This window comes from Klebsiella sp. (assembly GCF_027492335.1).
In the GTDB taxonomy this organism is placed as follows: Bacteria; Pseudomonadota; Gammaproteobacteria; order Enterobacterales; family Enterobacteriaceae; genus Klebsiella; species Klebsiella huaxiensis.
Map to the genome: position 1 here is coordinate 1 of NZ_JAPUEW010000046.1, position 23,037 is coordinate 23,037.

Genomic DNA, 23,037 nt, shown 5'->3' on the forward strand with positions numbered 1-23,037 from the left:
TCTGCGGGCCGGTAGCCCGGACAGGCGCGTCAAGCGCCGCCTCCGGGAGATGTGCCAGGGTTGCGGCAGGCTTGTTCTCTATTTCATACCGTCAAAAAATATATACTTTTTTCTTATACTTTCAGGCCCAATATTGATCCAGCTTACGCTGAAAGTATGATGAATCCTTAAAATCGTCATACTTTCCTGTCGCTGAGACTAAAGCCTTGTCTATTATCCGCACCACCCTGCTGGCGCTAATTGCCTGCGCACCTTTGCTGGCCAATGCCGCCCCCAACGAAATCACCACCGCCTGGCCGGTCAACGTCGGGCCGCTCAATCCGCATCTCTATACGCCCAACCAGATGTTCGCCCAGAGCATGGTTTATGAACCGCTGGTGAAGTATCAGGCGGATGGTTCGGTTACCCCGTGGCTGGCAAAAAGCTGGACTCATTCGGCGGACGGCAAAATATGGACCTTCACCCTGCGCGACGATGTGCAATTCTCGAACGGCGAAGCCTTTGACGCCGTTGCTGCGGCAGAGAACTTTCGCGCGGTGCTGGATAACCGTCAGCGCCACGCCTGGCTGGAGTTGGTCAATCAGATAGTCAACGTCAAGGCACTCAGCAAAAACGAGCTGCAAATTACCCTGAAAAGCGCGTATTACCCATTTCTGCAGGAGCTGGCGCTGCCGCGCCCTTTCCGCTTTATCGCCCCCTCGCAGTTTAAAGACAACGAGACCCTGCACGGCATTAAAGCGCCGATCGGCACCGGCCCGTGGGTGCTGCAAGAGTCAAAGCTCAATCAGTTCGACGTGCTGGTACGTAACGACCGTTACTGGGGCGAAAAACCGCAGATTCAAAAGATTACCGTCAAGGTGATCCCGGACCCGACCACCCGTGCGGTGGCGTTTGAAACCGGCGATATCGACCTGTTGTATGGCAACGAAGGGCTGCTGCCGCTCGACACCTTCGCCCGCTTCAGCCACAACCCCGCTTACCGAACCCAGCTTTCGCAGCCGATTGAAACGGTCATGCTGGCGCTGAACTCCGCAAAGGCTCCCACCAACGAGCTGGCGGTACGCGAAGCGCTGAACTACGCGGTAAATAAAAAATCGCTTATCGATAACGCCCTATACGGCACCCAGCAGGTAGCCGATACGCTATTTTCTCCCACCGTCCCTTACGCGAATATTGGCTTGAAACCGCGCCAGTACGACCCGCAGCAGGCAAAATCATTGCTGGAAAAAGCGGGCTGGATAATGCCCGCGGGTAAAGATATCCGTGAGAAAAACGGCCAGCCGCTGCGTATTGAGCTGGCGTTTATTGGCACCGACGCGCTAAGCAAATCGATGGCCGAAATTATCCAGGCCGATATGCGTCAGATTGGCGTGGATGTGGCGCTGGTCGGCGAGGAAGAGAGCAGTATTTATGCCCGCCAGCGCAACGGTCGCTTCGGCATGATTTTCAACCGCACCTGGGGCGCGCCGTACGATCCGCACGCCTTTATGAGTTCGATGCGCGTCCCATCGCACGCCGATTTTCAAGCCCAGCATGGCTTAGCCGATAAACCGATCATTGATAAAGAGATTAGCGAGGTGCTGGAAACCGCCGATGAAACCCAGCGTCAGGCATTGTATCGCGACATTCTGACCCGCCTGCACAATGACGCCGTCTATTTGCCTATCAGCTATGTCTCAATGATGGTGGTCGCCAGACCGGAGCTGGGCCCGATTCCCTACGCGCCAATTGCCTCTGAAATTCCGTTTGAACAGATTAAGCCGGTGAAACCCTGATGTTGCGTTACGCGTTGCGGCGCATGGCGCTGCTGATTCCGATGATTTTCGCCGCCTCGGTGATTATCTTTTTAATGCTGCGCCTGGGGACCGGCGACCCGGCGCTCGACTATTTGCGCCTGTCGAACCTGCCGCCGACGCCGGAGATGGTCGCTTCCACCCGCGTGATACTGGGGCTGGATCAGCCGCTTATCGTGCAGTACGGCGCCTGGCTGTGGAAGGCCTTGCACCTGGATTTCGGCATCTCGTTCGCGACTCAGCGTCCGGTACTGGAGGATATGCTGACCTTCCTTCCTGCCACGCTGGAGCTGGCGGGCGCGGCGCTGATACTGATCCTGCTCACCTCCGTACCGCTCGGCATCTGGGCGGCGCGCCACCGCGATCGTCTGCCGGATTTTGTTGTGCGGGTTATCGCTTTCCTCGGCGTCTCAATGCCCAACTTCTGGCTCGCCTTTCTGCTGGTAATGTTCTTCTCCGTTTACCTGCAATGGCTGCCTGCCATGGGCTACGGCGGCTGGCAGCACATCATTCTGCCTGCGGTATCGATAGCCTTTATGTCGCTGGCGATTAACGCCCGCCTGCTGCGCGCCAGTATGCTGGAGGTCGCCGGGCAGCGTCACGTGACCTGGGCGCGGCTGCGCGGCCTCAACGATAAGCAAACCGAGCGCCGTCATATCCTGCGTAACGCCTCGCTGCCGATGATCACTGCCGTCGGAATGCATATCGGCGAGCTGATAGGCGGCACCATGATCATCGAGAATATCTTTGCCTGGCCGGGCGTCGGTCGCTACGCCGTCTCGGCGATTTTTAACCGCGACTACCCGGTCATTCAGTGTTTTACACTGATGATGGTTACCGTTTTTGTGGTCTGTAACCTGATTGTTGATCTGCTGAACGCCGCGCTGGATCCGCGCATTCGCCGCCATGAAGGAGCGCACTCGTGAACTTTTTCTTCTCTTCACGCTGGTCCGTCCGCCTCTCTTTAATCGTGATTGCCCTGCTGGCGGTGATTGCGCTTACCAGCCAGTGGTGGCTACCGTACGACCCGCAGGCGATTAATTTACCTTCGCGCCTGCTGTCACCTGACAGACAACACTGGCTGGGTACCGACCATCTGGGGCGCGATATTTTCTCGCGCCTGCTGGCGGCAACCCGCGTGTCGCTCGGTTCGGTGATGGCCTGTTTGCTGTTAGTTCTGGCGCTAGGGCTGATCGTCGGCGGAAGCGCGGGGCTGATTGGCGGCCGTGTCGATCAGGTCACCATGCGTATCGCAGATATGTTTATGACCTTCCCGACCTCGATCCTCTCCTTTTTTATGGTCGGCGTTCTGGGTACCGGGCTGACCAACGTGATTATCGCCATCGCCCTGTCGCACTGGGCGTGGTATGCGCGGATGGTACGCAGCCTGACTATCTCGCTACGCCAGCGCGAATTTGTGCTTGCCTCACTGCTTTCCGGCGCGGGTCATGTTCGGGTATTTATCGACCATCTGGCCGGAGCGGTGATCCCATCGCTGCTGGTACTGGCGACCCTGGATATCGGTCATATGATGCTGCACGTCGCCGGGATGTCGTTCCTCGGCCTTGGCGTGACCGCGCCCACCGCAGAATGGGGGGTGATGATTAACGACGCCCGTCAGTACATCTGGACCCAGCCGCTGCAAATGTTCTGGCCGGGGCTGGCGCTGTTTATCAGCGTGATGGCCTTCAATATGGTGGGTGACGCACTGCGCGATCATCTCGACCCCCATCTGGAAACGGAGCATGTCCACTGATGCCGCAACAGATTGAACTACAAAACATCACCTTACGGGCCGAACGTCCGCTGGTGCATGGCGTCTCTTTGACGCTTAAACGCGGGAGCGTGCTGGCGCTGGTCGGCGGTAGCGGCAGCGGAAAGTCCCTGACCTGCGCGGCGGCACTGGGCATTCTCCCCTCTGGCATACGGCAAACCGCAGGGACAATCCTTGCGGATGGCAAACCCATTTCACCCTGCGAACTGCGTGGTGTGAAAATCGCCACCATTATGCAAAACCCGCGCAGCGCTTTTAATCCGCTGCATACAATGGCAGCTCACGCGCGGGAAACCTGCCGGGCATTAGGCAAACCATCAGATGACGCTACGCTTATCAGTGCGTTAGAGTCCGTGGGGCTGGATCAGGCTGAGCGCGTGCTGAAGCTTTATCCCTTCGAGATGAGCGGCGGCATGCTGCAGCGGATGATGATTGCGATGGCGCTGTTGTGCGATACGCCGTTTATCATCGCCGATGAGCCGACCACCGATCTCGACGTCGTCGCCCAGGCGTGCATTCTCGATCTGCTGGAGAGCATAATGCGCAGCCGTGCACCCGGAATGCTGCTGGTCACTCACGATATGGGCGTCGTCGCGCGGCTGGCGGACGACGTAGCGGTGATGGATAACGGCAAGATCGTGGAACAGGGGAATGTCGAAACCATCTTCAACGCGCCACAGCACCCCATCACCCGCAATCTGGTTGCCGCACATCTCGCCCTGTATGGGCTGGAGATGGCCTTATGACATTACTTAGCGTCTCTACGCTCTCACACCGATACGCAAACTTACCGGTGCTAAAAGAGGTTTCTTTAGCGCTGAAAAACGGCGAAACCGTCGCCCTGCTGGGACGTAGCGGCTGTGGAAAAAGCACGCTGGCGCGCCTGCTGGTTGGGCTGGAATCACCCACCGAGGGCAGCGTCAGCTGGCGCGGCGAGCCGCTCACCCACCTCAATCGCAGCAAACAAAAAGCATTTCGCCGGGATATTCAGATGGTGTTTCAGGATTCCATCAGCGCGGTAAATCCGCGGAAAACGGTGCGTGAGATTTTGCGTGAACCGATGCGCCACCTGCTGTCGCTAACAAAACCAGAACAGCTGGCCCGCGCCAGTGAAATGCTCAATGCAGTCGATCTGGACGATAGCGTACTCGACAAACGGCCACCGCAGCTGAGCGGCGGGCAGCTCCAGCGCGTCTGCCTGGCGCGGGCGCTGGTCGTTGAGCCCAAATTGCTGATCCTTGATGAAGCGGTGTCTAACCTTGATCTGGTTCTCCAGGCAAGCGTCATTCGGCTACTCAAAAAACTGCAACAGCAGTTCGGCACCGCCTGCCTGTTTATCACCCACGATTTGCGTCTGGTGGAACGCTTTTGCCAGCGGGTGATGGTGATGGACGAGGGGCAAATCGTCGAGACGCAGACCGTGGGCGACAAATTAACGTTTTCTTCTCATGCCGGTCGCGTGTTACAAAATGCGGTACTTCCCGCCTTTCCCGTACGCCGTAATAAGGTCTAACAGATGCAACGTGTCACTATCACCCTTGATGACGATTTACTCGAAACGCTGGATAGCCTGAGCCAGCGCCGTGGCTACAACAACCGCTCCGAGGCTATCCGCGACATTCTGCGCGGCGCGCTGGCCCAGGAAACGACCCAGGAGCACGGCACTCAGGGCTTCGCGGTACTCTCCTACGTTTATGAACATGAGAAACGTGATTTAGCCAGCCGTTTAGTCTCGACTCAGCATCATCATCACGATCTCTCCGTCGCCACTCTGCACGTCCATATCAACCACGACGACTGCCTGGAGATTGCCGTGCTGAAAGGCGATATGGGCGATGTTCAGCATTTTGCTGATGATGTCATCGCCCAGCGCGGCGTACGCCACGGTCATTTGCAGTGCCTGCCGACGGAAGAGAAGTCCTCTCACTCATAAAGCGTGGGACTCAATAACCCGGCGCGAACGCGAGCACAGGGTAATACCACAGACAATCGCCAGTGCGCTGATCAGGTGGTACGTATAGAGCGGCGCGTGCAGAAAGAGAATGCTGAACAGGCCGCCGCTGAGCGGAATGAGGTGCGAGAACACCTCCCCACGCGTGGCGCCAATCGCCGCAATACCTTTATTCCACAAAAGGTAAGAGAGCCAGGAAGGGAAAATCACCAGATAAGCCAGTCCGAGAAGGAAATTCAGCGACAGGTAAGGTGCTAAATCCAGATCGGCCGCCTGTAGCGTATTCGCCATCAAAACCGGCAGCAGCATAATCGCCCCCACCGAGGCGCTGACGGCGACAAAACCATTACCAGCCACCGCTTTCGGCTTCAGGCGCAAAAAAGCGCAGTAGGCCGCCCAGCTTATCGCCGAACCCATGGTCCAGAGATCGCCCCGATTCAGGTTGCGCAAAGTTGACCAGTCCGTGACGTTCCCTTGCAAAATAAGCCAGATAACACCGCAGGAACTTAATATCACACCCGCTATATTTCCCGTCGAAATACGCTCGTGAAATATAAAGCGATTAATCAGCAGCACCATCGCCGGGGTCGTCGACAAATAAATCGCCGCATTCAATGATGAGGTATATTGCAGACCGACATAGAGCGTCAGGGGAAATAAAACCTGGCCGCACAGTGCCAGAAAGAAAACAATCCCTTTCGCCTGTTTTATCGCTGGCCACTGCTGTTTAACCTGGCGAAAGTAGAGCATCATCAGCAGGATAGCGGTGGCCCACCAGCGCAGCGCTGATAGCACAATAGGGTCAACCTGCGATACCAGCAGGTGACCAATCACATAATTACCGCCCCAGAAGCAGGCCGCCAGCGCGAGCAGAAGATAAGGCATACAAACTCCTTGATTTACCTTAAACCTATGCCATTCAGGGTACTGCTCACGAATAAGCCAGTGCTAATATAAAGTTTTCATTCAGGCGTATAGTTTGAAACTATGAAGTTCACCCTAAGACAGCTGGAATTCTACGTCGCGCTGGCCGAAACGCTACAAATATCAAAAGCCGCGGGGCGTTGCCATATCTCTCAGTCATCTATGACGGTCGCGATGCGTAATCTGGAAACGATTATGAACACGCAACTCTTTGTTCGCCATCCGAAGGGCATTGAGCTTACTGTCGACGGGGAACGCTTTCTGAGCCATGCGCGCAAAATCCTCTCCGCTAGCGAAGCTGCGATTAACGACCTGCACAATCAGCCGGAAATGACCACCGGCAGCGTGCGGGTAGGCATCGCTGAAACGCTCTCAGCCTATCTGCTGCCCGGCATTTATAACGAGCTGGAGCGCCGCTTCCCGCTGCTGGAGATTCATTTTCAGGAGGGTTCATCTCAGGCGCTGATAACATCCTTACATCAGCAGGAGGTCGACTTTTGCCTGGTGTTGACGTCAAACATTCGCCACGATGATGATCTGACGATCGATACTTTTCTGCGCTCCCTGCGTCGTCTGTGGGCGCCAATCGGCCACCCTTTACTCAGCCAGCCGGAACTGCGGCTAGCCGATATCGCAAAGGTCCCGTTTTTGCTGCTTGAGACCGATGACTACCCCACCGTGATCCTTGACGTCTGGCGGCAGCGCGGCGGACAGCCGGATATTCACTATCGCACCAACTCCTTCGAGGCCATCCGCACTTTTGTTTCACAGGGTAAGGGCGTCACGATCCTTTCGGACCTCGTCTGGCGCCCCTGGTCGCTTGAGGGGCTGCGCGTGATGCGACGCACGGTCGACGATTGTATGACGTGGATGGACGTCGGAGTGGCGAGCCTGCGGCAAACGGAACTGCGGCCCGAAGCCCGGCGGGTAGTCGATTTCCTGCGTCAGGCGATACATCGCTTTGACGGTCAGCCCTGAATCGCCAGAGAACAACCAGGATTTCTCAACAATTAATAAACCATATGAATTATACGCTTGGTTAATTATCCACCTTCGCTAATAATTACGCCTCATTTAACGATCTCGTTATGGCGAGGCTCCTGCATAAATATAAGTTACCGCCCTGCTGGTATCGAGAGAGACCACTCAGGGAAATACAGGCTTCCATCGAATCAAGGTGTTGCCAAGGTAACTTCTGACGGCGTTCATGCCGGACAGATACGTTGTGCAGTGCTAAAACCAGGACGTAGGGATCTGCCTGTGCTCATCCTGTCTTGTTCGCCCCTATGAGTGATTTTTTATAGGGAATTACACCATGTCTTCAATTCAACTGTGCGCCGCGCATCAGGCTACCTCTGCTTTTGACGGCGATGCCATCGCCCAGTACATGCGTACCGATTTCATTACTCTGCCGGAGCATCTCAGCGTTCATGAAGCACGAGAACTCTTCATTTCTCAGCTCGCCAGCGATGAGATCCCCGCCCAGGTTTTTGTCGTCGCCGGGAAAAAACTGCGCGGTAGCTTGTCGATTAAAAAGCTGCTCCAGGAGAGCGATACCGCTCAATCCATTCGTTATTTAATGGATAGCTGTCTGTTTCGTGTCAGGCCTGACGACGAGCGCCCGCAGGTGGTCGCCGAACTGGCCGAGCGTGGTCTCGACCTGGTACCGGTAGTCGAAAAGGGCGAGCTGGTCGGCTGCCTGATGGAAAAAGAGATTGCCCATCTGCTGGAAGATGATGTGACTGAAGATGCCCAGCGTCAGGGAGCAACGCTGCCGCTGGAAAAGCCGTATCTGGAAACCAGTCCGTGGGCGCTCTGGAAAAAGCGTTCGGTCTGGCTACTGCTACTGTTCGTCGCCGAAGCCTACACCAGCAGCGTATTACAGCATTTTGAGGAAGCGCTGGAGTCAGCGATTGCACTGGCCTTTTTCATTCCGCTGCTGATTGGTACCGGCGGCAACAGCGGGACGCAGATCACCTCCACCCTGGTGCGCTCCATGGCGCTTGGGGAAGTGCGGCTACGGGATATGGGGCGCGTGATCCGTAAAGAGGTCTCCACCTCGTTGCTGATCGCCATCACCCTCGGTATGGCGGGCTGCCTGCGCGCGTGGATGATGGGCATCGGCATGGAAATCACGCTAATTGTCAGCCTGACGCTGGTATGCATTACCCTGTGGAGCGCGGTGGTATCATCGGTGATCCCGCTGACGCTCAAGCGCATCGGTATCGACCCGGCGGTGGTTTCAGCACCGTTTATCGCCACCCTTATCGACGGCACCGGATTGATTATCTACTTCAAAATCGCCCAGTATTTTCTTGGTCTGAACTGATTATTACGCCCGGTGGTTAGAGCTACCGGGCTCATCTGTTACTCTTCAACCAGCGCCTGCGCGCACGCCCAGGCTGACGCCCAGGCCCACTGGAAATTATATCCGCCAAGCCAACCGGTCACGTCCATCACTTCGCCGATAAAATAGAGTCCCGGCACCTTGCGGGCCTCCATGGTGCGCGAAGAGAGCTCATTGGTATCCACGCCGCCGAGAGTTACCTCCGCTGTGCGATAGCCTTCGGTGCCGTTCGGCTGCACGCGCCACGCGGTCAGCGTCTCAACAAGCGTCTGCTGATCGCGAACGTTAAGCTGTTTCAGAGTAACATCCGGAAGCTGTCCTAATTGCTGCAAGCACTCAACCAGCCGCTTCGGCAACTGCATCGCCAGCGTATTTTTCAGGCTCTGATTGGGATGCGCCGCACGTTGCTCGTCGAGGAACTCATCAAGATGGCAATCCGGCAGCAAATTAATACTGACGAATTCTCCCGGCTGCCAGTAACTGGAAATTTGCAGCACCGCCGGGCCGGACAGCCCACGGTGGGTAAAGAGCAGATTTTCGCGGAAGACGGTACCGTTTTCAGCGGTAATGGTTGAAGGCACCGAAACCCCGGACAGTACCTGTAACTGTTCAAGCAGCGGCTTATGCAGGGTGAACGGTACCAGTCCGGCGCGAGTCGGCAGCACCTTCAGGCCAAACTGCTCGGCAAGTTTGTAACCAAACGGCGAAGCGCCCAAACCGGGCATAGACAGCCCACCCGAAGCAACCACCAGCTTTTTCGCCACCACCGTGTCGCCGTTAAGCTGCAGCATGTAACCTTCGTCATCACGTTCGACGCTGAGAATTTCCGTACGCAGACGAATTTGCACGCCGCCCTTTTCACACTCGGCCAGCAGCAGGTTAACGATTTGCTCGGCTGAATCATCGCAAAAAAGCTGGCCCAGCGTCTTCTCATGCCAGGCGATGTTGTGTTTGCCAACCAGGTCGATAAAGTCCCACTGGCTGTAGCGCGCCAGCGCAGATTTGCAAAAATGCGGGTTTTGGCTGAGATATGCCGCGGGTTCGATATACATATTAGTAAAGTTGCAGCGCCCGCCGCCGGACATCAGTATCTTGCGACCTGGCTTTTTGCCATTATCGAGCAAAAGCACGCGGCAGCCCGCTTGCCCTGCCTGCGCTGCACAAAACATTCCCGCCGCTCCGGCGCCAATTACGATGGCATCAAACCTTTCCACACAACATCCCTCATATCCCGATTGTCGGGAATTGTAAATTTTTCACTCTGGTCGCACCAGCAGGAAAAAAACTGCACTTATGTACCTCATTGAAAGATATAGGAATACTCCCAACAAGGTAAAACTTAAACAGGAAGAAAATCAAAAAAAGTCTATATTTCACTTTGCCCGCGCCGCGAAAGTCACTGATAATGCGCCGCGTTCATGTCCTCAAAATGGCGTAACGTCCTATGCTACATTTATTTGCCGGTCTGGATTTACATACCGGGCTATTATTATTGCTTGCTCTTGCTTTCGTGCTGTTTTACGAAGCGATCAATGGTTTTCATGATACCGCAAACGCTGTTGCAACGGTGATTTACACACGCGCAATGCGGTCGCAGCTTGCTGTGGCGATGGCGGCCCTTTTTAACTTCTTCGGCGTTCTGTTGGGCGGTCTTAGCGTTGCCTATGCCATCGTGCATATGTTACCGACCGACCTGCTGCTTAACATGGGTTCAGCACATGGCCTCGCCATGGTCTTCTCCATGCTGCTGGCGGCAATTATCTGGAACCTCGGAACCTGGTATTTCGGCCTCCCGGCCTCCAGCTCGCACACGCTGATCGGCGCGATCATCGGTATTGGTTTAACCAATGCGCTGATGACCGGCACTTCGGTCGTGGACGCGCTGAATATCCCGAAAGTCATGGGTATTTTCGGCTCGCTCATCATCTCGCCAATCGTTGGCCTGGTGGTTGCGGGTGGTTTAATTTTCATCCTGCGTCGTTACTGGAGCAATACCAAAAAACGTGCTCGTATCCACCTGACACCTGCTGAACGTGAAAAGAAAGACGGCAAGAAAAAACCGCCATTCTGGACGCGTATTGCGCTGATTCTGTCAGCCATTGGCGTGGCTTTCTCGCACGGTGCGAACGATGGACAGAAAGGCATTGGTCTGGTGATGCTGGTTCTGATCGGCGTCGCTCCGGCGGGCTTCGTGGTCAACATGAACGCTTCCGGCTACGAAATCACCCGTACCCGTGATGCGGTCAACAACGTGGAAACCTTCTTCCAGCAGCGCCCTGAGCTGTTGAAGAAAGTGACCGGAGCAGAACAGGTTATCCCGCCTCCGAGCACGGGTGTCGCCGCTGACGGTGAATTTCACTGCCACCCGGCTAACACCATCAACGCGCTTGACCGCATGAAGACGATGCTGACCGGCACTGAAAGCTACGACACGCTCTCCGTTGAACAGCGTAGCCAGTTGCGTCGCGTGATGCTCTGCATCTCTGACACCACTGATAAAGTGGCGAAGCTGCCGGAAGTGAATGCCGAAGATAAGCGTCTACTGAAGAAACTGAAAACCGATATGTTGAGCACCATCGAGTACGCGCCAATCTGGATTATCATGGCGGTTGCTCTGGCGTTGGGTATCGGTACGATGATCGGCTGGCGTCGCGTGGCGACCACTATCGGCGAGAAAATTGGTAAGAAAGGGATGACCTACGCACAAGGTATGTCAGCCCAGATGACAGCAGCCGTATCGATTGGTCTGGCGAGCTATACCGGTATGCCGGTTTCCACCACTCACGTGCTCTCCTCCTCCGTTGCGGGGACCATGCTCGTTGATGGCGGCGGCCTGCAGAAGAAAACCGTCACCAGTATCCTGATGGCCTGGGTACTCACCCTGCCCGCAGCGATTCTGTTGTCAGGCGCGCTGTACTGGCTCTCGCTGAAGATTATCTAAGCGGATAGCACGCGCAAAAAATATTAACGGGTCAGGAAACTGGCCCGTTTTTTTTGGTTTTAGCCGGACTAATGCCAGATAAGCAGAGCAATCATACTCACAACCACCAGGCCGCATAGCGCGCTAGTGAGTATAAACTGCCGCCGAACCCGCTCGCAGCGACGGATAAACTCATCATCGTGATGATCGTGATAGCGCTGGGCATAAATATACCAAACCAGACGCATCTGCTTGCTGGGCTGCCCATGCGATGTAAAAAAACCACCGCCGTCGACATATTGATAGAGCAAAGGGTCACAACCACGTAGCACAACCAGTAATGCACGCAGTGACGAAAAGTAGCGTGCCATATTCACCACACAAACGATACACAGGGCCCAAAACAGCGCAATCGTGCTGATCATACCTCCTCCCCGGCGACCCGCCCTCGGAGAATCTCTCCGGGACTACCGCTCCCCAATATCAAATTGACTGTACAGTAAAAGAGTGCGATTCCGATCACGTTTATTTATTCGATCGGCTCATTAAATAGTGTAGGAGATCCGTTAATTTTTTTACCACAACGTTAACCGTTATCAATGCATAAATCGGATATATTTGTTTAACTATTTGCTGAACAAGGTAGATTGACGAAGCGCGAGGGGCGCTATAAGGTAGAAATATCTTCTACAATTAAGTCCTTAAGGACTAACCCCCGCGCATGTGGTACGCAGGACGCGGGCGAAGCGGCAGCGCTGGCTGTCAGGTCCAACGGTCATCGACAACTTATGGAAGGAGTAACACCATGGCTTACAAACACATTCTCATTGCAGTAGACCTGTCCCCGGAAAGCAAAGTACTGGTAGAAAAAGCCGTTTCTATGGCCCGTCCCTACAATGCAAAAGTTTCCCTGATCCACGTGGATGTGAATTACTCCGATCTCTACACCGGGCTTATTGATGTCAATCTGGGCGACATGCAGAAACGCATTTCCGAAGAGACACACCATGCGTTAAGCGAACTGTCCACCAACGCAGGTTACCCGATTACTGAGACTCTGAGCGGCAGCGGTGACCTCGGCCAGGTGCTGGTTGATGCGATTAAAAAGTATGATATGGACCTGGTGGTTTGCGGTCATCATCAGGACTTCTGGAGCAAGCTGATGTCCTCCGCTCGCCAGCTGATCAATACCGTTCACGTCGATATGCTGATTGTTCCGCTACGCGACGAAGAAGACGAATAACCGTTTTCCCTGCTGACCGACGCCCGCATATGCGGGCGTTTTTGTTTGTTCCCGCCGCACTCCACTCGCCAACCCACCAAAAGAATATAAATCCAAAAAATCAGCACAATGTTAGATTGATCAACCAATCCAACCGTTTTATACCCATATAATAATCCATCAATTTATAAAATAATCACATCATTACGCACCATAAGACTTTTTCAGCGCGTTTTGGCATACGCGTTCATACTTTTCCGGACAGGATAAAAAGGCGAAGAAAGATGAACTCACCCGCACCGACAGGCTTACTGCAACAGCCCCGCCCATTCTTTATGATCTTCTTTGTGGAGCTCTGGGAGCGATTTGGCTATTACGGCGTTCAGGGTATCCTGGCCGTTTTCTTTGTTAAACAGCTCGGATTCTCCCAGGAACAGGCGTTTATTACCTTCGGCGCGTTCGCAGCCCTGGTGTATGGCCTGATTTCCATTGGCGGCTATGTCGGCGACCATCTGCTCGGTACCAAACGTACGCTGGTTCTGGGTGCGGTCGTGTTGGCGATAGGCTACTTTATGACCGGACTGTCGCTGCTAAAACCCAACCTGATTTTTATCGCTCTGGGGACCATTGCGGTGGGGAACGGGTTGTTTAAGGCCAACCCGGCAAGCCTGCTGTCTAAGTGCTACCCGCCGAAAGATGCCCGCCTGGATGGCGCGTTCACCCTGTTTTATATGTCGATTAACATTGGCTCGCTGCTGTCGCTATCGCTAGCACCAGTCATTGCTGAAAAGTACGGCTATGCGGTGACCTACAACCTGTGCGGCGCAGGGCTGATCGTCGCTCTGCTGGTTTACTTCGCCTGTCGTGGAATGGTGAAAGACATCGGTTCCGAGCCGGACCACAAGCCGCTGAATTTGCGTAATCTGCTATTGGTACTGGCGGGTACCGTGGTCATGATTTACCTCTGCGCCTGGCTGATGCACAACGTTAAAATTGCCAACCTGGTGCTGATTTTCCTCTCCCTGGTGGTGACGATTTTCTTCTTCCGTGAGGCCTTCAAGCTGGATAAAACCGGGCGCAACAAAATGTTCGTCGCGTTTATCCTGATGCTGGAAGCCGTGCTGTTCTACATTTTGTACGCGCAGATGCCGACCTCTCTGAACTTCTTTGCGATCAATAACGTCCATCATGAAATACTCGGTTTCGCCATTAACCCGGTCAGCTTCCAGGCGCTAAACCCGTTCTGGGTGGTCGTTGCCAGCCCAATTCTGGCCGCTATCTACACGCGTTTAGGTAACAAAGGCAAAGACCTGACCATGCCGATGAAATTTACGCTCGGCATGTTTCTCTGCTCGCTCGGCTTTCTGACAGCCGCCGCCGCGGGAATGTGGTTTGCCGACGCGCAGGGGCTAACTTCACCGTGGTTTATCGTGCTGGTCTATCTGTTCCAGAGCCTGGGAGAATTGTTGATTAGCGCCCTGGGGCTGGCGATGGTCGCCGCGCTGGTACCGCAGCATTTGATGGGCTTTATTCTTGGGATGTGGTTTCTGACGCAGGCCGCCGCATTCCTGATGGGCGGCTACGTCGCCACCTTCACCGCCGTGCCGGACAATATTACCGACCCGCTACAAACGCTGCCAATCTACACCAACGTCTTCAGCAAAATCGGTCTGGTGACGCTGGCGGTAACGGTGGTCATGGCAATGATGGTACCCTGGCTAAACCGGATGATTAATACACCGAGTACCGAACAGTAATGATCGTTGCCGGATGACGGCTAACGCCTTATCCGGCCTACGTTTCACTGTAGCTCGGACGAGGTGCGATAGCGCCGACTCCGGGAGTTTCCCGGCGGCGCTGCGCTTGGCCGGGCTACCTGACAATTATGCGCCTTTACGTCCGGCGATCCATTCCTGCACTTCAACCACAAAGGTATCCGGCGCTTTGCGGTACATTTTGCGCGCCAGATCGAGTATGGTGTGCTGGCCTAAAGCCTCTTCCATGCGCTGCTGTGCCATATCCATGACCGAGCGAACGCCGCAAATCCCTTCGCAGGCCCATTCCGGCGGCTGCTCTTCGAATACCGCCAGACGCTGGCGAATCTCGCGACATTCAAAAATCCGTTTGTCACCGTCAATGGCGTTTACCACATCGAGAACCGTAATGTGTTCAGCTGGTTTCGCCAACTGAAAACCGCCGCCTTTACCCTCGATGCTACGCACCAACCCAGCCTTTGACAGACGGGTGAAGATTTTGGCCAGGTAATCGTAGGGCACACTTTGCAGGTCGGCAATCTCACGCACGCTCATATCGCGGGCATCGCCTTTGCTGTCCACCATACACATCAGACTATGGATGCCGTACTCAACCCCGGAACTGTAGAATGCCATGCTCTTATCTCAGCCAAAATTAATCTGAGTTTATTGTAGCTTTTCCGCTCTCCTGATTCCAGTGAGATTGCAAAAGACAGGACAGCAATAAAATTTAAATTAAATAATTATCAATTAGATAAATAAAAATCACAACGAAAGTCGCCCCCTGTATTTCAAATGACATTGCATCGATTAACTACGATCAATATAATCCGAGTAAATGAATCATAGTGAACAGCGAGAACAACAGTGATGCGTAAACAAATTTTGATCATCGGGGCTGGCTTTGCCGGTATGTGGGCAGCGCTGAGCGCCGCACGTCTGGCGGATAAAAACCAGCAGGACATTGATATTACGGTGATTGCGCCACAACCTGAACTGCGTGTGCGCCCACGTTTTTATGAAAGCGCCGTTCAGACGCTGGTTGCGCCACTGCAACCGCTGTTCGAGGTCACCGGTGTTACCTTCCTGCGCGGCACGGTTGAGAAAATCCTTCCGGCTTCCAAAGAGGTGAGCTGGAAAGATACCCACGGTGAAACGCGCCTGCATCGCTATGACCGTCTGGTTCTGGCCAGCGGCAGCCAGGTGAATCGCAGTATAGTCGCCGGTGCCGCAGAGCATGCCTTCGACCTCGATCAGCTTGAGAGTGCAGCCGTGCTGGAGCAGCATCTGCAAGATCTGGCTAAGCAGCCAGAGAGCAAGGCGCGTAATACTGTTGTCGTCTGCGGTGGCGGCTTCACCGGCATTGAGATGGCGCTGGAGTTACCGGGTCGTCTGAGTGATATCCTCGGTGCTGATGCTAAGACCAGAGTTGTCGTAGTTGAACGTGGTGCGCAACCGGGTGCTCGCTGGAGCCAGGAATTGCGCGATGTGATTGCCGAGGCCTCCACTGAGCTGAACGTAGAATGGATGGTCAATTCCGAAGTTGAGAGCGTGGATGCCTCTGGCGTGACGCTGAAAGATGGTCAGACAATTGCATCACAGACGGTCATATGGACCGTTGGCGTTCAGGCTAACGGTCTGACCGCACAGATTGATGCGCCGCGCGACCGTCAGGGCCGTCTGCATGTAAATGCAAATCTTCAGGTAGTAGGTCATGAAGACATTTATGCCACCGGCGACGTGGCTTACGCCGCCACCGATGATAAGGGCAATCACGCGCTGATGACCTGTCAGCACGCCATCCTGCTGGGTAAATTTGCTGGTAACAATGTGGCAGCAAGCCTGCTGAACGTTGAACCGCTGCCGTATCGTCAGGAAATGTACGTCACCTGTCTGGATCTGGGCGCGTGGGGCGCTGTTTACACCGAAGGCTGGGATCAGCAGGTGAAGTTAACGCGCGCCGAAGCGAAAAAGCTCAAGATGTCGATCGTCAGCGAGCTGATTTATCCGCCAAAAGCCGATAAATCGGTAGCGTTCGAGATTGCCGACCCGCTGGCCCCGTTTGTTTAAATGATCGTCCCCTGCCAGAGCGGCAGGGGAATTCTTCACTGCATCATCACCTGGCGTACGAACTCTTTCTTCATCTGCATACTGTAGGCCTTACCGTAAAATTGCACCTCGGTGTCGGGGCGTTTCACGTCCGGACTGACCTGTTTGTTCATCGGCGTGGAGCCGAAGGCTTTACTGAGCGCTTTTTGCGTCTCAGCCTGAATCAGCCAGTTAAGAAATAGCCGCGATGCCGCCGGATGTTGACTGTTGGCGGCAATAGCCGCGACATTACCGCCACCGGGCATACCAAACTCTGGTACGTAAAATTTCAGCCGCGAGGTGATGGCCCCGGTTTTTTGCAGGCCAGCCAGATGGTCTTCCCAGGCAGGCGTCAGCATCAGCTCGCCATCGTTCAGGCGCGTCAGGCTGTCAGCGCCGGAAGCGGTACGGGTGATTTTGTCGTTATTGACGGCAAACCACTGCCAGCCCTTCAGCCAGTTTTTTACTACTGCGGCATCAACGGTAGCCGACTCGCTGTCAAACTCACCGCTTTGAGTCGTAACGACACGCTGAATAAAGGCTTCTCCCGCACCGCCGTTATTCGGGTCGTTATAGCCAAAGCGCTTTGGATTGGCATCGATAAAACGCTGAAGGTCTTCCATAGTCTGCGGTAACGCCCGATCGCCCATCTGCTGCGGATCGTAGACCAGCCCGGTCTGATTCCCCCAAAACGCCACGGCATAACCTTGGGTATCGACGTTCTGAATCTGGTGAATGGCGTCGCCATAGCCTGGAAGATCGTCCACTTTTGCCAGCGCTTTCGCCCCTGTCGTCACTGGTAACTGTGCCACTGACAGGGCGATCACGTCGATTTTGCCCTTTGCTTTGCCCGCTTCCGCCAGCAGCTTGTTCATATTGCCGTCGATGCTGCCTTCCGGAATGCGCACCTTAACGCCGTACTGCTGCTCAAAGTCCTTCACAAAGCTGCGCCACTGCGGCTGCAGGTACCAGACGTTAAACGTCACACTGCCCTCTTTTTTCGCCTGGGCAATCAGGTCGGGATTATCCGCCGCCAGCGCCAGAGAGCTGCACAGCAGGCCGCCCGCCAGAATCATTACTGTTTTTTTCATCATATTATCTCCTGTAAAAGGTCAGGCTTTCCCCGTGGATTGCGACAGATAGTTCCCCTTCAGCAGCTTCTCGATGATGACCATCAGGATGACGTTGGGGATCACCAGAATCATCGATACCACCGCCGCGTCCGGGCGCACAAAGGAGTAACCGAGGAAGGAATAAAGAATGGTTGGGACGGTGATAAAATCCGGCGCGCCCAGCACATATGAGATGCTGAACTCCTCCAGACTTCGCACCAGACAAAAAATCAGCGCCGCCAGAAAGCTTGGTTTCAGCAGCGGCAGATAGGCATTGCAGAAGGTGCCCCACGCGCCTGAGCCTAAGTCGCGGCTGGCGTCGATCAAGTCCTGCGGCACCGCCTTAAACCCCGCCGACATAATGCGGATAGAATAGGGTAGCGTCAGCACCGTATGGCCGATAACAATGCTGATAAAGGCGTTGTCGATATTGAGATTGATGAGCATGGCGCTGAAGAAAATCCCGATCAACATCCCCGGCATCACCAGCGGGATCAGCGTCAGCATCTCCGCCACCGCCTTGCCGCGAAAGGTCATGCGCCCGAAGGCGTAGGCTGTGGGCAGCGACAGCAGCAGGCTGACCACTGCCACCGCAGGCGCAATGGTGTAGCTGTTGAACAGCGCCTCAGAGAGCGAGGTTTTCTCCCAGACCAGCAGCCAGCGGCTGAACGATAATACGGGCGGGAAGATATCCGGGTAGCTCCACGGATGGGCAGGGTCAACCAGCGACCAGAGGATCGCCATGCCGAACGGCATGCCCAGCCAGACCAGGTTGGCGACTACGAAGAAGATCAGTGAAATCGTCACCACCCGGCGACCGTTGGTAGTGTGGCTCATTTGACCTCTCCTTTGCGGGTGGCGAACGGGGTAATCAGCGTGGCGATAAGCAAGGTGCAGAGGGCCGCCGTGACCATAATGATTACCGCAATCACCGCCGCGTTATTCCACTCGCCGTACTCCATAGCCGTGGCCTGCATCAGCCGCGCCAGCGAGTAGGTGTTGCGCGGACCGGCCACCGAGAAGAAGGCGAAGTCGCCGAGCGCGCCGATAAACACCAGAATCAGCGTCACCTGCACGGCGGGCAGCGTCAGCGGTACCACCACGCCGGTAAAGCTGCGCCAGCGGCTGGCGCCGAGATTGCTGGCGGCGTCCAGTACGTCATTACGAATGGCGTTGACCGCGCCGCCGACCAGGATCAGGGCGAAGGGCAGGTTCTTCCAGATTTGCAGGATAACGACGCCCCAGCCAAAGTCATCGTTCTGCATCCGCAGCGGCTCGCTGATAATCCCCAGCGCCAGCAGCAATTCGTTAATGATGCCGTGGTAAGCGACGATATTGACGAACAGGAACGCCGCCACCAGACCGGGGATAAACATCGGCGCACGCAGCACCGCGATAATCCCTTCTTTACCGACCATCGGCTTACGCAACCACAGCGCCAGCGGATACGCGAAAATCACCGAGCCGAACGCCCCCAGCAGCGACACTTTTACGGAGTAGAACAGGGCGCTTTGCAGCACCTCGTCCTGCAACATATTGCGCCAGTACTCCAGCGAGAAATGGCTGTCGCCTTCGAGGTTGAACCAGCCCAGACTCTGGACGATCACCACGTAAAACGTCGATCCCATCAGCAGCAGAATGGTGCCCAGCCCGCTGAGCATCAGCAGCCAGGCGACCGCATCGTTGCGCCAGTTTTTCATGATACCGGCTCCAGAAAATGGATGGCGTTTTCCGCCAGACGGAAGCAGGCGCGCTCGCCGGGGGCGACGGGCGGCTTTTTGATTAGCTGCAAACGGACCGACAGTCCGCCGTCGTTGTGGCCCCAGGCTTCGGTGAGGTTGCCCATAAAGGCCATTTTGTCGAGCGTCAGGGTGAAGTGGTTGTCGCCTGTTTGTGGCTGGCTGACATACTGCGCGTCTTCTGGTCGCCAGCAGATATAGCAGTGCTCCGCGCGCGGCGGCTGGGCGGAATGCACATAAAACTCGCCGAGGGCGCAGCGTACCCGGTAATAACCCGGCAGCTCTGCGGGCGTGACCTGCGCGGTGTCGATATTGGCTGCGCCGATGAAGTCCGCCACAAAGCGGTTGGCCGGGCGGTAATAGATCTCCTCCGGCTTGCCGATCTGCTCGACGTTTCCGGCGTTCAGCACCACGATTTTATCCGACATCGCCAGCGCTTCCGCCTGGTCGTGGGTGACGTAAATCGAGGTGAGCTGGTACTGCCGCTGCAACTCTTTGATTTCAAAACGCACGCTTTCGCGCAGCTTGGCATCGAGGTTGGAGAGCGGTTCGTCGAACAGGATCACGTCCGGGCGGGTGATCATCGCCCGCGCCAGCGCCACGCGCTGCTGCTGTCCGCCGGAAAGCTGGGCTGGCATTTTCAGGCGCTGGCTCTCCAGCCCCACCTGCTTCAGCGCTTCCGCCAGCCGGGTCTGCTGTTCGCCGATGGCGACCTTTTTCTGTTTCAGGCCAAAGCAGATGTTATGCGCCACGTTGAGGTGCGGAAACAGCGCATAGGACTGGAAACACATGGCGGTGTTACGCTTTTCCGGCGGCAGCGCGTTAACCGTTTTATCGCCAATCAGAATGCGTCCGCTGTCCGGCTGGTGAAAGCCGCCGATCATTTTCAGCAGGGTGGTTTTACCGCAGCCGCTCGGCCCGAGCAGGGTGACGAACTCCCCCTCTTCAGCGCAGAACGAGATTTCCCTGGCGGCGTAGAATTCGCCGAACGTTTTGGTTACCTGCTCAAGAACCAGCTTTGACATGAGTCTGTTTTCCGTCGACTAAAAGATGAATATTAAATTTACACACTAAACATTAAATTTATGTGACGGTGGTCTTTAAAATTAAAATATGTATATATATCAACATTAATTTATTTAAAAACAATACCTTGATAGTGGTGGGGTAAAAATCGCTTTCTCATTTAAATTTAAATAGTAAAGTTAATAACCATCTTTCATCATGAGGAACCAAAGATGGCGTTTAACTTTCACCGGGCGGCAGAGGGAATTGTGCTGGCCAACAGCCACCGGGGTTATTCCAGCTGCGCGCCGGAAAACACCTTTCCGGCCTTTGAAGCCGCCCGCCGGGCGGGCACCCACTGCATTGAAATCGATATCCACCTGACGGCGGACGATCGGCTGGTCGTCACGCACGATCACCGCATCGACCGGGTGTCCACCGGGCGCGGATTTGTTGAGCAGATGACCTACCCGCAGCTGCTGGCGTGCGACTTTGGCGTGAAATACCATCCGTCGTTTGCCGGCACGCAGATCCCCCTCCTGGCGGACGTGCTGTGCTGGGCGGTGGAAAACGGCATGGGGTTGATTGTTGAGGTCAAACAGCGCAACCGCCATGACGAGTTTGTGGCGGCACTGGTCACGCTACTTCGTCAGCTGCCAAAGGCCATCGGCCATATCCAGCTGCTGGGCTTCAACCATGTGCTGATCAACCGGGTGAAGGAGCAGATTCCGGAGCTGGCGTTACAGGTAGTGACGCTGGAGCGTTACAATAACCAGCTCGCGGCGGTGCAGCAGTCAAATGCCGGTTGCGTCTGTTTTGAGTTCGAGTTTGCCCATATCGACGATCTGCGGGCCTATAAACAGGCCGGGCTGGGCGTGCGGATGTACCTGCATGAAATGAAAAACGGCATGACGCCGCTGGAGCAGTATGACTATAAATATGGCTGCGACAGCCGCCCGGTCATTATCGGCTGGATGCAGGCGGGGCTGATTGATATGCTCAGCCACGATGATATTCCGTATCTGCAGGGGCTGATTGAAGAAGCAGGCCTGCAATGGGGTTAGATAAAAAATAAGGACACCATGAACGCCCAATCTGAACGCCTTGAGCTGCGCGGTTCGCAGCGTTTGTTGCTGGAACTGATCCGTCGTCATGCTCCGGTGACGCGAGCCGAACTGGCGCGGCTATCGGGGCTGACGGCGGGGGCTATCACCCAGCAGTGCCGGGAGCTCATGTTCTCCGGTCTGGTGGTGGAAGGCGAGCGTAATACCGGGCAGCGCGGTCAGCCCTCGCTGCCGCTGCGCCTGAACCCCGGCGGCGGATGCGCTATCGGATTGGCGTTCAGTCCTGGTTTTATCGATATGACGGTGGTCGATCTTAGCGGCCGCCAGATGCTGTCACTTTCCGAAGCGCATCAGGAGAATCAGCCGCTGGCGGCTACTCTCGCGCAGATCAAAACCCTGGTGGAGCAGACGCTGAAAAAGCGCCAGCTCCAGCACGCGCGTATTCTCGGTATTGGCTATGCGGTGCCGGGTTTTTTAAAAGCGGACGGCCGTAAGCGCCATAGCGTCGCGTGGCTGGAGAGCTGGCGTGAAGTGGATCTTCAGCAGGCGTTTGGCGACAACCTGCCGTGGCCGACGTGGGTGGAGAACAATGCCAACGCCTCGGCGGTAGGCGAGCTGTACAGCGGCGAATGGAATGCCTACAGCGATCTGACCTTTATCGACCTTGGCTACGGTATCGGCGCGGGGATTATCTCCGGGCATAAAATGCTGCGCGGCGGGTTCTGCAATGCCGGTGAAGTCGGGATGGCGTTTCCGTCCGGTACACCGCGCCCGTCGTATAAGGATTTGCTTGCCCTGCTTGAACGTGAAGGGTTCAGTGAAACTCAGCTACCGGAGCTGATTGCCGGGCAGCATCCGCTGCTGGAGAGTTGGTTTGAACGCTGTCGTGGCCAGGTGGAACAGACTGTGTTCGGCTGCGTGCAATGGGTGGATCCGCAAATCATTGTGCTCGGCGGCGCAATGCCGAAACCGATTATCAGCCGCCTGGTGCAGGATCTGAATCAACGGCTGGAAACCCGGCTCGATCCCAATCGCCCGAAAGTGAAGCTGGCCGCATCCTCAATGGGGGCGCAGAGCGCGTCACGCGGCGCGGCGATGATCCCGCTATATCAGGTGATTAACGAAGGGCAGAGCTAGCAGAAAAGAAGGCATCCCCGGAGGCGGTGCTGCGCACCTGTCCGGGCTACCAGACCGCACGAATCCGTAGCCCGGGCAAGGCGCGTCAAGCGCCGCCCCCGGGAAAACGCGCACAATATTTCAGTCAGCGACATCCCCGGATTGCGGCTGACGCCTTATCCGGGCTACCAGACCGCACGAATCCGTAGCCCGGGCAAGGCGCGTCAA

Annotated in this window: 22 protein-coding genes and 1 riboswitch; of the genes, 14 read left to right on the plus strand and 8 right to left on the minus strand. The window is 55.6% G+C overall.

From position 1 onward, the window contains the following. Positions 1 to 206: 206 nt before the first annotated feature. From nikA to nikR, 6 genes are read left to right on the plus strand one after another with little or no spacing between them, the layout of a single operon-like run. On the plus strand, positions 207 to 1,775 hold the full coding sequence (nikA, locus tag QVF11_RS13280; RefSeq protein ID WP_287857378.1) for a nickel ABC transporter substrate-binding protein: 1,569 nt from the start codon (positions 207 to 209) through the stop codon (positions 1,773 to 1,775). Continuing rightward, positions 1,775 to 2,719: a nickel ABC transporter permease subunit NikB gene (nikB, locus tag QVF11_RS13285; protein ID WP_287857380.1), complete on the plus strand. Its 945-nt coding sequence runs from the start codon at positions 1,775 to 1,777 to the stop codon at positions 2,717 to 2,719. The genes nikA and nikB overlap by 1 nt, the downstream gene beginning before the upstream one ends. Continuing rightward, positions 2,716 to 3,549 (plus strand): nickel ABC transporter permease subunit NikC, encoded by an 834-nt coding sequence (gene nikC, locus QVF11_RS13290; RefSeq protein ID WP_287857382.1) that lies wholly within the window; start codon positions 2,716 to 2,718, stop codon positions 3,547 to 3,549. Before nikB ends, nikC begins: the two co-directional genes overlap by 4 nt. Beyond that, positions 3,549 to 4,313, plus strand: a complete 765-nt coding sequence (gene nikD, locus QVF11_RS13295; RefSeq protein WP_287857384.1) for a nickel import ATP-binding protein NikD — start codon at positions 3,549 to 3,551, stop codon at positions 4,311 to 4,313. Before nikC ends, nikD begins: the two co-directional genes overlap by 1 nt. After that, entirely contained in the window at positions 4,310 to 5,080 is a 771-nt protein-coding gene (gene nikE / locus QVF11_RS13300) for a nickel import ATP-binding protein NikE (protein WP_287857386.1), read from the plus strand. Before nikD ends, nikE begins: the two co-directional genes overlap by 4 nt. 3 nt (positions 5,081 to 5,083) lie before the next feature. Continuing rightward, the gene (nikR, locus tag QVF11_RS13305; protein WP_112214859.1) at positions 5,084 to 5,500 is read left to right on the plus strand and encodes a nickel-responsive transcriptional regulator NikR; all 417 of its coding nucleotides are present in this window, start codon (positions 5,084 to 5,086) and stop codon (positions 5,498 to 5,500) included. Here nikR and QVF11_RS13310 read toward each other — a convergent pair. After that, positions 5,495 to 6,403, minus strand: coding sequence for a DMT family transporter (locus tag QVF11_RS13310; protein WP_287857389.1), 909 nt, complete (start codon positions 6,401 to 6,403; stop codon positions 5,495 to 5,497). The two genes, nikR and QVF11_RS13310, sit on opposite strands and share 6 nt — an antisense overlap. A gap of 102 nt (positions 6,404 to 6,505) precedes the next feature. Between QVF11_RS13310 and QVF11_RS13315 the strand changes: the two genes are divergently transcribed. Further along, positions 6,506 to 7,420: a LysR family transcriptional regulator gene (locus tag QVF11_RS13315; RefSeq protein ID WP_287857391.1), complete on the plus strand. Its 915-nt coding sequence runs from the start codon at positions 6,506 to 6,508 to the stop codon at positions 7,418 to 7,420. A gap of 97 nt (positions 7,421 to 7,517) precedes the next feature. Further along, a riboswitch (M-box (ykoK) riboswitch) is annotated at positions 7,518 to 7,701 on the plus strand. A gap of 56 nt (positions 7,702 to 7,757) precedes the next feature. Next, positions 7,758 to 8,771 (plus strand): magnesium transporter, encoded by a 1,014-nt coding sequence (locus tag QVF11_RS13320; protein ID WP_112214862.1) that lies wholly within the window; start codon positions 7,758 to 7,760, stop codon positions 8,769 to 8,771. A 38-nt stretch (positions 8,772 to 8,809) separates the two neighbouring features. Here the strand turns inward: QVF11_RS13320 and QVF11_RS13325 are convergent, their stop codons facing one another. Next, positions 8,810 to 10,003, minus strand: a complete 1,194-nt coding sequence (locus QVF11_RS13325; RefSeq protein WP_287857392.1) for a BaiN/RdsA family NAD(P)/FAD-dependent oxidoreductase — start codon at positions 10,001 to 10,003, stop codon at positions 8,810 to 8,812. 230 nt (positions 10,004 to 10,233) lie between these two features. Between QVF11_RS13325 and pitA the strand changes: the two genes are divergently transcribed. Further along, on the plus strand, positions 10,234 to 11,730 hold the full coding sequence (gene pitA / locus QVF11_RS13330) for an inorganic phosphate transporter PitA (protein WP_287857394.1): 1,497 nt from the start codon (positions 10,234 to 10,236) through the stop codon (positions 11,728 to 11,730). Positions 11,731 to 11,798: 68 nt separating this feature from the next. On the opposite strand, the gene uspB is transcribed toward pitA, so the two are convergent. Further along, on the minus strand, positions 11,799 to 12,134 hold the full coding sequence (gene uspB / locus QVF11_RS13335; RefSeq protein WP_110274851.1) for a universal stress protein UspB: 336 nt from the start codon (positions 12,132 to 12,134) through the stop codon (positions 11,799 to 11,801). A gap of 380 nt (positions 12,135 to 12,514) precedes the next feature. Here uspB and uspA point away from each other — a divergent pair, with 380 nt between their 5' ends. Together uspA and dtpB are read left to right on the plus strand one after the other, a co-directional pair. Continuing rightward, positions 12,515 to 12,952: a universal stress protein UspA gene (gene uspA, locus QVF11_RS13340; RefSeq protein ID WP_004126268.1), complete on the plus strand. Its 438-nt coding sequence runs from the start codon at positions 12,515 to 12,517 to the stop codon at positions 12,950 to 12,952. 263 nt (positions 12,953 to 13,215) lie between these two features. Further along, on the plus strand, positions 13,216 to 14,688 hold the full coding sequence (gene dtpB, locus QVF11_RS13345) for a dipeptide/tripeptide permease DtpB (RefSeq protein WP_287857397.1): 1,473 nt from the start codon (positions 13,216 to 13,218) through the stop codon (positions 14,686 to 14,688). A gap of 126 nt (positions 14,689 to 14,814) precedes the next feature. Here dtpB and QVF11_RS13350 read toward each other — a convergent pair whose 3' ends face one another. After that, the gene (locus QVF11_RS13350) at positions 14,815 to 15,321 is read right to left on the minus strand and encodes an RrF2 family transcriptional regulator (RefSeq protein ID WP_287857399.1); all 507 of its coding nucleotides are present in this window, start codon (positions 15,319 to 15,321) and stop codon (positions 14,815 to 14,817) included. A gap of 234 nt (positions 15,322 to 15,555) precedes the next feature. On the opposite strand from QVF11_RS13350, the gene QVF11_RS13355 reads away from it, so the two are divergent. Continuing rightward, complete coding sequence (locus tag QVF11_RS13355; RefSeq protein ID WP_112214867.1) at positions 15,556 to 16,755, plus strand: NAD(P)/FAD-dependent oxidoreductase; 1,200 nt, start codon at positions 15,556 to 15,558, stop codon at positions 16,753 to 16,755. A 35-nt stretch (positions 16,756 to 16,790) separates the two neighbouring features. Here the strand turns inward: QVF11_RS13355 and QVF11_RS13360 are convergent, their stop codons facing one another. From QVF11_RS13360 to QVF11_RS13375, 4 genes are read right to left on the minus strand one after another with little or no spacing between them, the layout of a single operon-like run. Next, entirely contained in the window at positions 16,791 to 17,864 is a 1,074-nt protein-coding gene (locus QVF11_RS13360) for an extracellular solute-binding protein (RefSeq protein WP_112214875.1), read from the minus strand. A gap of 21 nt (positions 17,865 to 17,885) precedes the next feature. Beyond that, positions 17,886 to 18,722: an ABC transporter permease gene (locus QVF11_RS13365; protein ID WP_110274846.1), complete on the minus strand. Its 837-nt coding sequence runs from the start codon at positions 18,720 to 18,722 to the stop codon at positions 17,886 to 17,888. Beyond that, positions 18,719 to 19,585: an ABC transporter permease gene (locus QVF11_RS13370; protein WP_287857402.1), complete on the minus strand. Its 867-nt coding sequence runs from the start codon at positions 19,583 to 19,585 to the stop codon at positions 18,719 to 18,721. The genes QVF11_RS13365 and QVF11_RS13370 overlap by 4 nt, the downstream gene beginning before the upstream one ends. Then, complete coding sequence (locus tag QVF11_RS13375) at positions 19,582 to 20,649, minus strand: ABC transporter ATP-binding protein (protein ID WP_287857404.1); 1,068 nt, start codon at positions 20,647 to 20,649, stop codon at positions 19,582 to 19,584. Before QVF11_RS13375 ends, QVF11_RS13370 begins: the two co-directional genes overlap by 4 nt. 213 nt (positions 20,650 to 20,862) lie before the next feature. Between QVF11_RS13375 and QVF11_RS13380 the strand changes: the two genes are divergently transcribed. After that, complete coding sequence (locus QVF11_RS13380) at positions 20,863 to 21,693, plus strand: glycerophosphodiester phosphodiesterase (RefSeq protein WP_287857406.1); 831 nt, start codon at positions 20,863 to 20,865, stop codon at positions 21,691 to 21,693. A gap of 18 nt (positions 21,694 to 21,711) precedes the next feature. After that, positions 21,712 to 22,830, plus strand: coding sequence for an ROK family transcriptional regulator (locus tag QVF11_RS13385; RefSeq protein ID WP_287857408.1), 1,119 nt, complete (start codon positions 21,712 to 21,714; stop codon positions 22,828 to 22,830). The last annotated feature ends 207 nt before the right edge of the window (positions 22,831 to 23,037 follow it).

What these genes read in the sequence shown, in the direction of transcription:
- nikB (WP_287857380.1), top strand. Translation starts at nt 1,775, where the DNA reads ATGTTGCGTTACGCGTTGCGGCGCATGGCGCTGCTGATTCCGATGATT.
- nikD (WP_287857384.1), top strand. Translation starts at nt 3,549, where the DNA reads ATGCCGCAACAGATTGAACTACAAAACATCACCTTACGGGCCGAACGT.
- nikE (WP_287857386.1), top strand. Translation starts at nt 4,310, where the DNA reads ATGACATTACTTAGCGTCTCTACGCTCTCACACCGATACGCAAACTTA.
- nikR (WP_112214859.1), top strand. Translation starts at nt 5,084, where the DNA reads ATGCAACGTGTCACTATCACCCTTGATGACGATTTACTCGAAACGCTG.
- QVF11_RS13310 (WP_287857389.1), bottom strand. Translation starts at nt 6,403, where the DNA reads ATGCCTTATCTTCTGCTCGCGCTGGCGGCCTGCTTCTGGGGCGGTAAT.
- QVF11_RS13315 (WP_287857391.1), top strand. Translation starts at nt 6,506, where the DNA reads ATGAAGTTCACCCTAAGACAGCTGGAATTCTACGTCGCGCTGGCCGAA.
- QVF11_RS13320 (WP_112214862.1), top strand. Translation starts at nt 7,758, where the DNA reads ATGTCTTCAATTCAACTGTGCGCCGCGCATCAGGCTACCTCTGCTTTT.
- pitA (WP_287857394.1), top strand. Translation starts at nt 10,234, where the DNA reads ATGCTACATTTATTTGCCGGTCTGGATTTACATACCGGGCTATTATTA.
- uspB (WP_110274851.1), bottom strand. Translation starts at nt 12,134, where the DNA reads ATGATCAGCACGATTGCGCTGTTTTGGGCCCTGTGTATCGTTTGTGTG.
- uspA (WP_004126268.1), top strand. Translation starts at nt 12,515, where the DNA reads ATGGCTTACAAACACATTCTCATTGCAGTAGACCTGTCCCCGGAAAGC.
- dtpB (WP_287857397.1), top strand. Translation starts at nt 13,216, where the DNA reads ATGAACTCACCCGCACCGACAGGCTTACTGCAACAGCCCCGCCCATTC.
- QVF11_RS13350 (WP_287857399.1), bottom strand. Translation starts at nt 15,321, where the DNA reads ATGGCATTCTACAGTTCCGGGGTTGAGTACGGCATCCATAGTCTGATG.
- QVF11_RS13355 (WP_112214867.1), top strand. Translation starts at nt 15,556, where the DNA reads ATGCGTAAACAAATTTTGATCATCGGGGCTGGCTTTGCCGGTATGTGG.
- QVF11_RS13360 (WP_112214875.1), bottom strand. Translation starts at nt 17,864, where the DNA reads ATGAAAAAAACAGTAATGATTCTGGCGGGCGGCCTGCTGTGCAGCTCT.
- QVF11_RS13365 (WP_110274846.1), bottom strand. Translation starts at nt 18,722, where the DNA reads ATGAGCCACACTACCAACGGTCGCCGGGTGGTGACGATTTCACTGATC.
- QVF11_RS13370 (WP_287857402.1), bottom strand. Translation starts at nt 19,585, where the DNA reads ATGAAAAACTGGCGCAACGATGCGGTCGCCTGGCTGCTGATGCTCAGC.
- QVF11_RS13375 (WP_287857404.1), bottom strand. Translation starts at nt 20,649, where the DNA reads ATGTCAAAGCTGGTTCTTGAGCAGGTAACCAAAACGTTCGGCGAATTC.
- QVF11_RS13380 (WP_287857406.1), top strand. Translation starts at nt 20,863, where the DNA reads ATGGCGTTTAACTTTCACCGGGCGGCAGAGGGAATTGTGCTGGCCAAC.
- QVF11_RS13385 (WP_287857408.1), top strand. Translation starts at nt 21,712, where the DNA reads ATGAACGCCCAATCTGAACGCCTTGAGCTGCGCGGTTCGCAGCGTTTG.